This window comes from bacterium (assembly GCA_040754625.1).
In the GTDB taxonomy this organism is placed as follows: Bacteria; JACRDZ01; JAQUKH01; order JAQUKH01; family JAQUKH01; genus JAQUKH01.
Genome location: JBFMCF010000128.1, coordinates 1 through 12379, shown reverse-complemented (window position 1 = coordinate 12379; position 12379 = coordinate 1). Strand labels below are relative to the sequence as shown.

The 12379-nt window shown below is 34.8% G+C and carries 14 protein-coding genes; all 14 read left to right on the top strand.

Annotated features, from left to right (window positions below):
• Positions 1 to 4 precede the first annotated feature (4 nt).
• Positions 5 to 412, top strand: a complete 408-nt coding sequence (locus tag AB1498_12445; GenBank protein MEW6089101.1) for a type II secretion system protein — start codon at positions 5 to 7, stop codon at positions 410 to 412.
• A gap of 98 nt (positions 413 to 510) precedes the next feature.
• Entirely contained in the window at positions 511 to 1098 is a 588-nt protein-coding gene (locus tag AB1498_12440) for a sigma-70 family RNA polymerase sigma factor (protein MEW6089100.1), read from the top strand.
• Between the two features lie 46 nt (positions 1099 to 1144).
• Positions 1145 to 1777: a zf-HC2 domain-containing protein gene (locus AB1498_12435; protein ID MEW6089099.1), complete on the top strand. Its 633-nt coding sequence runs from the start codon at positions 1145 to 1147 to the stop codon at positions 1775 to 1777.
• 20 nt (positions 1778 to 1797) lie between these two features.
• Positions 1798 to 2508 carry a hypothetical protein gene (locus AB1498_12430; GenBank protein ID MEW6089098.1) on the top strand — a complete coding sequence of 237 codons (711 nt, stop codon included), beginning with the start codon at positions 1798 to 1800 and terminating at the stop codon, positions 2506 to 2508.
• A 114-nt stretch (positions 2509 to 2622) separates the two neighbouring features.
• Positions 2623 to 3771, top strand: a complete 1149-nt coding sequence (locus AB1498_12425; protein MEW6089097.1) for a glycosyltransferase — start codon at positions 2623 to 2625, stop codon at positions 3769 to 3771.
• The gene (locus tag AB1498_12420; protein MEW6089096.1) at positions 3749 to 4999 is read left to right on the top strand and encodes a glutamate-5-semialdehyde dehydrogenase; all 1251 of its coding nucleotides are present in this window, start codon (positions 3749 to 3751) and stop codon (positions 4997 to 4999) included. Before AB1498_12425 ends, AB1498_12420 begins: the two co-directional genes overlap by 23 nt.
• A 126-nt stretch (positions 5000 to 5125) precedes the next feature.
• Positions 5126 to 5419 (top strand): hypothetical protein, encoded by a 294-nt coding sequence (locus AB1498_12415; GenBank protein MEW6089095.1) that lies wholly within the window; start codon positions 5126 to 5128, stop codon positions 5417 to 5419.
• Positions 5420 to 5441: 22 nt separating this feature from the next.
• Positions 5442 to 6107, top strand: coding sequence for a nicotinate-nucleotide adenylyltransferase (gene nadD, locus AB1498_12410; protein ID MEW6089094.1), 666 nt, complete (start codon positions 5442 to 5444; stop codon positions 6105 to 6107).
• 66 nt (positions 6108 to 6173) lie between these two features.
• Positions 6174 to 7004, top strand: coding sequence for an HAD-IIB family hydrolase (locus AB1498_12405; protein ID MEW6089093.1), 831 nt, complete (start codon positions 6174 to 6176; stop codon positions 7002 to 7004).
• Between the two features lie 47 nt (positions 7005 to 7051).
• Entirely contained in the window at positions 7052 to 9010 is a 1959-nt protein-coding gene (locus AB1498_12400) for a hypothetical protein (GenBank protein MEW6089092.1), read from the top strand.
• Positions 9011 to 9272: 262 nt separating this feature from the next.
• A complete protein-coding gene (locus AB1498_12395; protein ID MEW6089091.1) occupies positions 9273 to 9737 on the top strand; it encodes a hypothetical protein in 465 nt (154 codons plus the stop codon).
• Positions 9738 to 10727 carry an NAD-dependent epimerase/dehydratase family protein gene (locus tag AB1498_12390; GenBank protein MEW6089090.1) on the top strand — a complete coding sequence of 330 codons (990 nt, stop codon included), beginning with the start codon at positions 9738 to 9740 and terminating at the stop codon, positions 10725 to 10727.
• 4 nt (positions 10728 to 10731) lie between these two features.
• Positions 10732 to 11832, top strand: a complete 1101-nt coding sequence (locus AB1498_12385) for a hypothetical protein (protein MEW6089089.1) — start codon at positions 10732 to 10734, stop codon at positions 11830 to 11832.
• A gap of 28 nt (positions 11833 to 11860) precedes the next feature.
• Positions 11861 to 12277, top strand: a complete 417-nt coding sequence (locus tag AB1498_12380) for a hypothetical protein (protein MEW6089088.1) — start codon at positions 11861 to 11863, stop codon at positions 12275 to 12277.
• Positions 12278 to 12379: the final 102 nt, after the last annotated feature.

Genomic DNA, 12379 nt, shown 5'->3' with positions numbered 1-12379 from the left:
AAAAGTGAAAAGTGAAAAGTTGAGGAGTGCCTTTGGCACAAAAAATTCAAGTGAAGGATTTACCTATATCTGGCTCATGATTTTTATTGCGGTTATGTGCATAAATCTTGCGGTAGTGGCACCAGTCTGGAGGACTATAGTCAAACGGGATAAAGAAGAGGAATTGAAGTTTCGCCTGGAAAGCATAAGAAACGGGATAAAAGAATACAAAAAAAAATATAATAAATTTCCCGCCGATATCAGTGAATTGGTGGCTTTCAAATGTCTTCGCAAACCGTTTTTTGACCCTGTAACCGGCAAATTGGATTGGACCCTAAACGGTGATCTGGGTTTTTCTGATATACACAGCAGGTCAAAAGAAGAATCTATGAAATCCAGCGAGGGGAAAAGAGACTATTATTCTGCATGGTGATAAATAACAAGCAGCAAGGGGCGAGGGTCAAGGGTAGCAAGGAGAGAGCAATAATTTGTTTTTCCTTGATGACCCCATTTAAAGGAGCAAAGAGACTGATGGACACGCATGAAGAGGATATAATTCTTGTAAGAAAATGTCTCAAAGGAAATAATGACGCCTTTACGTCGCTTGTTAATAAGTATAAACTTCAAATATATAATCTGGCATACAGGCTTTTGGGAAACAGGGAAGAGGCAAAAGATGTTGCCCAGGAGGCCTTTTTCAGGGCATACCGGTCATTAAACAAATATAAAATAACATACAGTTTTTTTACATGGATATATACTATTTCCATAAATGTTTGCCGGAACCGCCTTAAAGATAATAAAAAGATGCAGATGGTTTCATTTGAATCACCTTCTAACCTGGAGGACGATGATTTTGAATTGCCGATAGCTTCGGATGAATTAACACCCGAGGAGGTATTGCAAAAAAAGAGAAACGATATGATTGTCCAGCGGATTATCAGCCAGCTGCCTAAAAAATACAGGGTGGTGGTGGTTTTAAAGTACCTGCACGGTTTACAATACAATGAGATAGCCAATATAGTTAATTTACCGCTTGGGACAGTGAAGATTCAGATACACCGTGCGCGCAGGGTCCTTAAAGAACTTTGGGACAAAGAAACAAAAAATAAATTTTGAAACTTACACAAAAAATTTTGGTATATTAAAGCAGGAGAAGATAAAAATGAAATGCAATGAAGTAATTGAATTATTAGACGCCTATATAGAGGGGATCCTTGCCGGGGATGAGCATAAGAGGCTGGCCTCCCATTTGGAGGAATGTAATAGCTGTAAAAGGGAGTTTACAGAGCTTAAAGAGATGCTTGACGGCTTAAGATCAGTTTCAGTGATTACTGTTCCCGCTGATTTTACATACCGGGTTGCAGACCGCATTAACAAATACAGCAGTAACAAAATAGCCGATTGGCTGGATTTTATTTTTACGCCGAGGGTATTAAGATGGAATGTGGCAGTGGCCTTCTCGCTCGTTCTTTTAATGGGCATAAGCCTTTACTTATTTCCAAGAAACCGGTTTAGCGGCGCGGAGGTAATAAATGTTAAATTCCAACTCGAATTGCCCGGGAATTACAATGGAATAAACACGATTTCTTTAGCCGGTGATTTTAACGGGTGGGATACAAAGGCCATGATGCTCAATCCTGACGGCGATAATAAATGGGCAATTGATGTTCCCCTGAAAAAAGGGCGATACCAATATATGTTTGTTATTGACGGTAAAAGATGGATGCCTGATCCCGGTGCAAAGAAATTTATAGATGACGGTTTTGGTGGAAAAAATTCATTGCTTGAGTTATAATATAAGCAGAGGGAAATACAATGAAGTTAAATAAGTCTGTTATAGCAGTTATATTATGTGCAGTTTTCGCAGGTCTTTGTCAAATTAAAACATTTGCCTCTTCGAATTTCCAGGAAGAAATAAATCTGGATAACATTATTACAGAAATAAAGAATTATCAATACCGGGAAACAAAATACCAGGTTGAATTATTGGAGATATTGGACCAGGCAAAAAAGGAAATGGTCCCGGTTACTCCGCTGATTAACAAAATCAAGGAAGGACTGTCCAAAGACATCGGATTGAAAAATATTATCGACGTTGTAAACAAAAATAAAGAAACCCTGAAATTGTCCCGGGCATTATTAAATGAGTTTGAAAATAGAGGGTTGAAAAAAGGTAAAGAAGAAGATGCGGAGGAGACCGCGGTGATATCGCTGGCTGAATTTTTAATGAGGGGTTTAACAGAGGAAGGTGCCAGAAAAATAGCGGGCCAGGTAATCAGCCAAAAAGGAGATTACCCGCGGTTTTTGCTTTTGGGCGGTATTTTTGCGGATTTAAAGGAAAAAGAATTAAGAGAAGATATTATATGGACAATGGTAAATGTGATTTTAGAACAGAATTTGAGGGAAATTGATACAAAAAATTTGATGAACAATATTTACAGGAAAATAGATTTGGGTGAAGATATAGAGAGATATGTCAGGCAATTAGAAAAAGATAAACCGACCCGCGCCCTGATCAGGAAATAAAGTACGGCTATTTTCTGAATTTTTGAAAACCTTCATAAGGATGATAACTTATGAAGGTTTTTTTATTTAAACTTCTTTGACACAAGATAGAAGTATGCTAAAATATTCTTCATTATGAAACCGCGTATTTTATTTTCTTATGTTTCCATAGGGTCGGGCCATCAGCAGGCCGCGAAGGCGATTGAAAAGTATATAAAAACGCGTGACCCTGATATTGCCACATTATGCGTAAATTCCTTCAGCTTTTCAGGTTTTGTGGCAACGAATATTGTTTCATTTATTTATTTTTATACAATAAAATTAGCGCCTGAATTATGGGGGTATTTATACGATAATACCTGGGTAAAGAAAAAAATTAATATATTCTACTCATTGATAAACTGGGGGAATTCTATAAGGTTTTATTCACTTATCAAGAGGTTTAACCCTTCGGTAATAGTATGCACGCAGGCCATCCCGTGCGGTATAGTCGCCGGGTTAAAAAGAAGGAAAAAAATAAATATCCCGCTTGTTGCCATAATGACGGATTTTGTGGCGCATATTTACTGGATTTATAAAGAAGTGGATATATACTTTGTCGCGACAGAAGATATGAAAATGAAACTTATGGAACACGGAATTGATGAAAATAGAATAAAACTTTCCGGTATCCCTGTAGCCCAGGATTTCGCAATGTCCAATAATAAACAGGAAATATTAAGGAAAGAAAAATTATCAGATAAAATAAAGACAATACTTTTAATGGGCGGAAGCCGCGGGATAGGGAAGCTCAAGGAAGTCATATCTGAACTCGATAAGATTGATATTCCATACCAGGTGATCGCCGTCGCAGGGAATAACAAAAAACTGAAGAAAAAACTGGATTTAATAAAAGTTAATCAGGGCAATCAACTGAAAGTTTATGGGTTTGCTGAGCATTTGAACGAACTCATGGACATAAGCGATTTAATTATTACAAAACCGGGCGGTTTAACAAGCGCCGAGGTCCTAATCAAGGGTTTGCCGATGGTCATTGTTAATCCTATTCCCGGGCAGGAAGAATATAACAGCCGGTTTCTTGTTAAAAATGGGACAGCCGTCAGAGTGGATAATATTAATGAATTAGGCAGTACAGTTAAAATGCTGTTTAAAGACCCTGAAAAGCTTCTACAAATGAAGCAATCCGCGTTGAAACTCGCAAAACCAACGGCCACAAGTGACATCGGTAACATAATAATTGAATTGGGAGGAAAATATGCAGATAGAAGTTTACATACAACGTAAAGCAGGATTGTGCCGTGAGTCGGGCATGAAACTGGCTTCCGTAGAGGGACGTGTTAAAAATCGTGCGCTTGAATTAATGGGCAAAAAGCTTAAAGAAAAAGCTGATTTTGTCATAGCTGAGAATAAAAAAGATGTGGAGGCCGCGAAAAAAAGCGGGACATCAGGCGCAATGATTGACAGGCTGGTTTTGAATGAAAAAAGGATAGATGAAATGTGCGAAGGCCTTAAAGATGTGATAAATTTACCCGACCCCGTGGGAGAAGTGATAAAAATGTGGAAAAGGCCGAATGGTTTGACTATTGGCAGAATGAGGGTGCCGATTGGAGCGATAGGGATTATTTACGAGTCACGGCCGAATGTTACTGTGGAGGCCGCTTCCCTGTGTGTAAAGGCGGGAAACAGTGTTCTTCTCAGGGGAGGTTCAGAGGCCATAAGGTCTAATATAGCACTTGCCGGAATTTTAATTGAGGCGGCAAGGGAAGCGGGCCTGCCGGAATCATGTGTCCAGATAATTGATATTACTGAACGCGAAGCGGTGATGAAAATGCTGAAACAGGATAAATACCTGGATGTGATAATCCCGCGCGGTGGGGAAGAACTTATACGAAACGTTGTGGAAAATTCGACTATTCCTGTGATAAAACATGATAAAGGTGTCTGTCATGTTTTCGTTGATGAATCGGCGGATTTTGATATGGCTGATAAAATTGTTTTTAACGCAAAGGTCCAGAGGCCAGGAGTCTGCAACGCGATTGAAACACTGCTGGTCCATGAAAAAATCGCGGGAAAGTTTTTACCCATTACCGCGAAATCTTTAACTGGCGCTAAGGTTGTTTTAAAAGGCTGTCCAGAAACAAGGAAAATTTTGAAGGGAATCGAAGAGGCATCGGAAAATGACTGGTATACTGAATATCTTGATTTGATTTTGTCCATCCGCACAGTTAAGGATATGGATGAAGCGATAGGGCATATAAATTTTTACGGGTCGCACCACTCGGACGCTATTGTGACATCAAGTTATGAAAATTCACAAAGGTTTCTGCGGGAAGTGGATTCCGCCGCGGTTTATGTTAACGCGTCAACGCGGTTTACGGACGGCGGCCAGTTCGGGCTCGGCGCGGAAATAGGCATAAGCACCAACAAACTCCACGCCCGCGGGCCGATGGGACTGGAAGAGCTTACAACAAGCAAATTCATTATCTACGGGAACGGGCAGGTTAGAGAATAAAAAATGCCTTCTGATGCCCCGGTTAATTTTAGAATAAAGGGAAAAATATTAAAAAATAGATAAGTAAAATGAAATTAATGGAAGTTAAAATGGCATAGAAAGAATATTAAACAGGAGCGATAAATAATGGTTGACGGCGATGCCAGGCTATACAAAAAGAGGAAGGTGATATATTGGGTCTCAACTATATCGTTAGCTTTATCCTGGTATATTGTTACAGGGATTGAGTCTTGTCAAATGGGATTACATCCATTGACCAGGCGGTTTTTTAGCTGGTTTGACGCGCTTTATTTTATATTAATACTTGTTGTGATAATCTTTTTAGATAAATGGTATAGGAAATGCCCGAAATGCGGCCATAAAATGATAGAACGTTATTCTCCAAAGTGTTTAAACTGCAAATTTGGATACAAGGAGTAAAACCAATTAAGAATTAACAGGAATGAAAAAAGGAAAAATAATACAACTTATCGGTGTTTTTGGAGGCACATTTAATCCTGTCCATAACGGCCATCTTTTGATTGCAGAAGAGGCCAGGAAACGCCTGAAGCTGGACAAAGTTGTTTTTATTCCTTCTTCCTATCCTCCGCATAAAAAAGTGTCTGGTTTAGTTAGCGGTTGCCACCGCTTAAACATGGTAAGGCTTGCAATAAAAGATAATCCTTTTTTTGACTCATCCGATATTGAAGTAAAACGCGGGGGGAAATCCTATTCAATTGAAACAATAAAGCAGTTAAAGAAAAGTTTTAAAGAAGGGGCAGAATTTTATTTTATAATGGGGGCGGATTCAATTCTGGAATTTATGGAGTGGAAGGAATGGAAAGAATTATTAGAGCTTTGCAATTTTGTTGTCACGCCCCGGCCGGGATATGAGCTGGTAGGGGCCGGTTCTAAACCCGCCCTAACATTGTTAAAGAATAAAATACGGAAAATATTGCATAATAACGCATTGGCTGATAAGATAATTTTTCTTGAAACAGGCGAATTTGATATTTCGTCAACTGAGATAAGGGAAAAAATAAAAAATGGGGAATCTGTAAATTATTTTGTACCTAAAAGAGTTTTTGAATATATTTATGAGAATGGTTTGTATCAGAAAGTTAGTTGAGTTTATTGGAAATTATGCTAAAATATTTAAATTTAATTGTTTTTATAATAGAAGGGAAATAAAAAAATGCAGACAGCTATTATGTTTGATGTTGATAATACATTAACCCCGCCGCGTCAACCGATTAACGAAACAATGGCAGAAATCTTGAAACATCTTTCTGTCCCGTTTCATGTTGTTGCCGGCAGCCACCGTTCGCTTTTAGAAAAGCAGTTTTTTAAACCGCTCTACAATTTTGGTTTTCGGGGACAGTTTAGCGCTTTTGTGAGCAACGGGGCAATTCATTATAAGTGTGATTATTCAAATGATATGTCTATTGAACTGGTTTCACAATTTAACATCCGACAATATCTTGGTGAAACTGATTATAATTTTTTGATGAAGGTACTGGAGAAGACTTTGGGATTACAGGAATTCCACTTACCCAAGTCTTTAAAGATTATAGGAGAAAGAATAACTGATAGAATCTCCATGATTAATTTTTGTCCCATAGGCAGGGTAGAGCAGGAAGATTTAGAAGTCCAAATTAACAGAAAAAATTTTAGTGAATTTGATCGAATTAACGGATATAGACAAAAAATTATGTCTTATCTTAACCAGGAATTGTCAACTTTAATAAACAGAAGGGGTTTAATAATAACATTAGGGGGGCAGACATCTTTTGATATCGGTATTATTGATCAGGACAAAACAAATGCAATTAGAACTTTATTGAAAGAAGGGACTGAAAGATTGATATTTATCGGAGATGCCTTATTTGAAGGCGGTAATGACGCCGCCATAAAAAAATTTATAGAAAAATGGCCTTCAAAAACTAAATGTCCGGTTGAAGCTATACAAACAAACTCATGGAAAGAAACAATAGAAATATTAAGAAAATATAAATATATTTCTTGAGTGGATTCTTATATGTTCATAGAAATAGTTTACATAAGTGGGATGAAATGAAAAGAGAAAAGGCTAAAATTGATCCTTATAATAATAAAGAACAAAAAATCGAAATAAATGAATTATTGGTTGTCGAATATTCTCTTGTAAGCTGGGTAGAAAATTTTTCTTTAATGACAGCCGGTTATCGAGATCAATTAGATCCAAAAGATATAGCAAATCCTGAAGTGGCATTTAATATTATTACTATTGCTATTTTAGGCGAAGCTAAAGCACGTGTTTTTAAACGAAAACTTAAAGATAACGAACAAGCACACGTGCATATCGGAGGAGAAACCCGGCCTCATACACAAGAATTCATTTGTATTTTATCTCGTATTTATTCCGCCCATAATATTAAAGTCCATCTTCGTAAATCGGTGACAACAACACCGCTCTGGTATTCATCCTTTGGTATTTTTTATAACAGTTACCAGAGCGGAGATAATATTACAGCAAGTCACTCTCAATTTTTTAAAGGCGGGTGGAAACCTATGGATTCTTGCGGGAAACAACTTTTAGCTGAAGAGGAAGAACTCATTGCCGAAGTTAAAAATATAGTCAAAAACCGTCAAACAATCAAACTTGCTCCATGGCAGCCGAATGAAAATATTAGTTATGATTTTAATATTGATGAACCATATATTAAATATCAGAAGTCGATAGTTTTGAAAAAATCGCAAGATGATATATTAAAAGCCGTAAAAAAGGGTTTTCGTTGTTCTGTCTGCCCCGTTGGCGGTTCGATGAAGAAAACTACAGAGCGGTTATTCCAGCTATTTGGTATTGAAATCGGAGAAAATAGTGTTATTCAATATTTTTATGGGGAGGAAGACCAAAAATATCATGGTATAGGAGGAGAATACGGCCCCGATCCAAGCAAACCACAAGTATACCGTAATATTGGAGCGCAAGAGATTCTTCTTGATAATAAAGCAAATGTTGTTTTTATCTGGGATCCCGATGGTGATAGATTTAATATTGTGACTATTGCATCCGCAAATAGAGCAAAATATTATAGTGATCTTGGATTAGAAGTTGAAATAATTCCTGATAGTGATAAGTGTATAGTATATTTTACCCCTAATCAAATTTATTTAATGCTTGTTTCCTATAGAATTGATGTGTTAAAATCAGCTAATCTTATTGATGCCTATAGCTGGTTTGTTACAACTTCAATTTCCACTTCTCGTTCTATTAATGAAATTGCTTTATTTTATAAATTACCGGTTGCTAAAGTCCCGGTAGGTTTTAAATATATGGGAACTTTTGCAGAATGGCTGGAAAACCGTCTTGATATAAATGAACCTTTTATAACTCCGGATGGAGAAAAAGTAAAAATAGGAAAAAATCCGAGAGCAATAATTATGTGTGAAGAATCAGGGGGTGCAATTTTGGGTAGTTCCGAGCTTTTAATGAATAAAACCGGCACAAAAGGTTTAATTGCTCTGCGTGAAAAAGACGGAATGCAGTTAGCTCTAATAACACTCTCACTTGCGTCTTCTTTATATAATTCAAATCGGTCATTTGCTGATTATTACTGCGGTTTAATTGAAAAATATAAAATAAAAAATAAATATTTTAAAAGGGCTGACGTCCGTTTATATGATGAAAGTTTGAAAGGGGAAAATTTGAGAAAAGCGAAATCTATAGGAATTGTTAAAAGAGATCAGACTATTAAATATTTTCAGGGTTTAGCAGAACAATCTTCAAATGGTAGACCTCAAGAAGATATATGTAATGAAATTAATAGTAAATTACCTAATGGGGAAAAACACCTGCCAGTTAAAGAGATTGAAAAGATTTGTTCTATTGGAGAGGATGGCGGGGGTAAAGGAACACTTATGGAATTCCAGACCTTCTGGTGTATTATTCGCGCATCAGGTACTGATGCTCTTTTGCGATATTATTTCGAAGGGCAGGATAAAAGTGAAATTGAGGCTTATCAGAGGTCGATTGTTAATATAAGAATTTAATAAATGGAATATATTTACAAATTATTTAGCCATATAAATTTGACAAATTATCCATATGACATTGAAAATTAATAGTTTTGAACCTGATATATTTCTTAACAGGGATATCAATTTAAACATTCCTGTTTATGGGATAAATCTTGCAATTTGGCCGCTTCCTTCCGCTTTTAAGGAATCTTATGATAAATTTCGTAACAAACTCCTTGAATTTGATTCAACAAATATTTATGTATATCCTTATAAACAGACACACATAACTTTAATGACTCTTGTAAATTTTAAAAATTATGAATACCCCTCAGATAAAAAAGTTTATCAGTTTAAAAAAATTGTCCCTCAAATAATATCTGAAGTCATACCTATTTTACATGAAGTAAGACCGTTTAAGATTTATGTCGGCAAACCCAAATTGTTTAAAAACGCTGCAATTCTTGAAATATTAAACGAGTCAGGCGAGATAAAAAAAATAAGAGATGATGCATACAAAATTTTAAATCAAGAATTATCCATAGAACTTGCTCCTCTCCCTAAAAGAATTCATTGTACAATTTTAAGATTTAAAAACTGTCCGGATAATATTCAAACATTTACTAAAAAATTTCAATCATTAACTGATAATTTTTATTTGGGTGAATCAATTATTGATGAAATTTTATTGACTGCAGAAAAAAAACCTTATATGATTGCAGGGGAAATACTCTACCGTTTTAGTTTAAGGAAAAATTAAATGAAATCTAAAAAAAGATTATTAATTACAGGTGGTCTTGGATTTATTGGAATTCATACAGTTAGAAGGTTATATAGTAAATATGAGATTGTTATTATTGATTTTGATGATTCGCCAAAATCTATTCGTTATAAGGAAGAATTAAACAAAACAAATGTAGAAATATATCAGAAAGATATTGCAGATTCAAACACCTGGACTATTATTCCGCCGTGTGATTATATTTTACACGCGGCAGCACAAGTTTCAGCGGTTATTTCGGAAAATGATCCTGTAACAGATTTTAAATCAAACGCTTATGGAACACTCCTTGTTGCTGAATATGCACGTAAACACTCTGCTAGTGTTATTTACTGTAATTCTATGCGGATATATGATCCTATTTCAATAAAAAAAGAAATGCAAAAAGGTAATAAAGTTTCAGAAAACTGCAATACAATAGAGAAACTAAGTAAACCCAAACCGCCCTTTGCACTTTCAAAACGTATGGGAGAACTTTACTTAAGTTATTATGCAAATAAATATAATTTTAATGTCATTAGTCATCGAATGAGCAGTATTGTAGGTCCCGCACAAAATGGATCTAAAATTCATGGCTGGCTTGTTAATATTATAAAATGTGCAATTACTGGAGAGGAATATACTATATATGGAGATGGTAAACAAACCAGAGATATATTATATATTGATGATTTTTTAGATATTATTGAGATGGAACTTGAGAACTTTAAACATTTTGCAGATGGTAAATTTACAGTTTATAATGTAGGTGGTGGCCCAAAAAATGAATTGAGCATATTGGAGACAATAGGAATTCTTAAAAAAGAGTATAATTTAAAATTATCTTATAAATTTGGGAAAGCGCGTCAGGATGAACCTAAGCACTATGTTTCTGATATTAGTAAAATCATACGAAATGGTTGGCGGCCAAAATATAAAGACCCTAAACAAATCATTAATAAATTGATTGATTTTTATAAAGGGAGTTAGAAAAATGGGAAAAACTGTTCGTAAACAAAATGTTTTTATTAGTTTTAAAGAAAGCAATGAAAAATCTGAGCAGATTGTTGAACAATTTAAAAAATTTTTCAATGAATGGAATAATCTAAATTATTCTATTGTTAGATCTGAACTTACCAAAGGTAAAAACAGAGAAGATACAGTTCAAGATTGTCTTAATAAATCAACATGTTTTCTTCAGATACTTACGGATCACAAAGAATCAGATTGGCTTACAAAAGAATTGTATTGGGCACAGATGATAAAGCTAAAAATATTTGTATTATATACAAATGATGCAGATAGAAAAACAATCGATAGCTTAAAAAATGAAAGACTTGATATATACGAAATTATTGATGAAAAAAATTGTCAAAGGATTTTTAAGGAAATATTATTTTTAAATAAAAGGTTACCAAAAAAGTGTGGCAAAATTGAATTGCCAGATTGTTGTTTAAAACCGCAAAAACAACAAATTGAAATAGACCGTGTAAAAGAATTTATTTCGAATTTTTACGAGGCTTCTATGCGGGGACTTATAGGAGTTTATCCAAATAGGGACTCTGTTATTAATTCGTTAGAAAAAAGGTTTGAAAAATTATCAAGTGAAAAAGGGGAAATACGAATGTTAGGTTTCACACTCCGCAGATATGTTATGCCATATAAAAAAGATGAAAAAGGAAACGAGCAAGAAAATAAAATTGGGAGGTTATTTGAAAGTGCAATTACAAATGGGGTTAATGCAAAAATGCTTTTATTGTCTAAAAATTGTTATGCCGCGAAGGAACGTACCAAAATTGAAAATGAAGATAAAGTCCATAAACAAAGTGACCTTGTAATTCATAGTAATGAAGTTTCATCTAAATATTTAAGTTATAAAAATGTAAAAATTAAATATTATGAAACACCATATACCGGAATGATAATATTTGATGACGAAGTGTATGTAGAATTATATCATCTCGGCAAAGAGATAAAAGATAAAAACCTATGTGGACATGTTCCTATTTTACTGATAAAGAAAGGTCAAGAAGAAGGTTATTACGATTTATTCGAGCATCATTTTGATAATATTTGGAAGAAGTCTAAAAAGTAATTGTAAATAGTTTAGAAGAAAAAATATTATGGAAAATAAAATTAAACATCTTGAAATGATTCAAAATATTATTAATAGAATGGCTAATAACTCATTTTTATTAAAAGGATGGAGTGTTATTTTGATAGCTGCGATAGTCGCGTTAGCAAACAAAGATACAAATATAAAGTTTGTCCTTTTAGCATTTTTTCCAGCAACAGCTTTTTGGATTTTGGATGCATATTTCCTTAGACAAGAAAGACTTTTTAGAATGTTATATGATGTAGTCCGGGAGAAAAAAGAGGCAGAAATTGATTTTTCGATGAATACGCTTTCTCTAAATGAAAAAGTTGATACATGGTTTAATGTGCTTTTTTCAAAAACCCTTGTTATTTTTCATAGCATTATTATTATGGCAATTATAATAATATATTTAGTTGTCAGAACTTTGACAGTTAAACCCTAAAAAATCGCAAAAGAAGCGAAAAGAACCGCATAGAAATAAGGGGCGGTTCTTTTTTTTGGCCAAAGTGTAGTGCCATGTTTGATTAAAAATAATTAAAATTTT

Coding starts and splice junctions, on each gene's coding strand:
- AB1498_12385 (MEW6089089.1), top strand. CDS start 10,732: ATGGGAAAAACTGTTCGTAAACAAAATGTTTTTATTAGTTTTAAAGAA.
- AB1498_12380 (MEW6089088.1), top strand. CDS start 11,861: ATGGAAAATAAAATTAAACATCTTGAAATGATTCAAAATATTATTAAT.
- AB1498_12415 (MEW6089095.1), top strand. CDS start 5,126: ATGGTTGACGGCGATGCCAGGCTATACAAAAAGAGGAAGGTGATATAT.
- nadD (MEW6089094.1), top strand. CDS start 5,442: ATGAAAAAAGGAAAAATAATACAACTTATCGGTGTTTTTGGAGGCACA.
- AB1498_12390 (MEW6089090.1), top strand. CDS start 9,738: ATGAAATCTAAAAAAAGATTATTAATTACAGGTGGTCTTGGATTTATT.
- AB1498_12395 (MEW6089091.1), top strand. CDS start 9,273: ATGACTCTTGTAAATTTTAAAAATTATGAATACCCCTCAGATAAAAAA.
- AB1498_12430 (MEW6089098.1), top strand. CDS start 1,798: ATGAAGTTAAATAAGTCTGTTATAGCAGTTATATTATGTGCAGTTTTC.
- AB1498_12435 (MEW6089099.1), top strand. CDS start 1,145: ATGAAATGCAATGAAGTAATTGAATTATTAGACGCCTATATAGAGGGG.
- AB1498_12400 (MEW6089092.1), top strand. CDS start 7,052: ATGAAAAGAGAAAAGGCTAAAATTGATCCTTATAATAATAAAGAACAA.
- AB1498_12425 (MEW6089097.1), top strand. CDS start 2,623: ATGAAACCGCGTATTTTATTTTCTTATGTTTCCATAGGGTCGGGCCAT.
- AB1498_12440 (MEW6089100.1), top strand. CDS start 511: ATGGACACGCATGAAGAGGATATAATTCTTGTAAGAAAATGTCTCAAA.
- AB1498_12405 (MEW6089093.1), top strand. CDS start 6,174: ATGCAGACAGCTATTATGTTTGATGTTGATAATACATTAACCCCGCCG.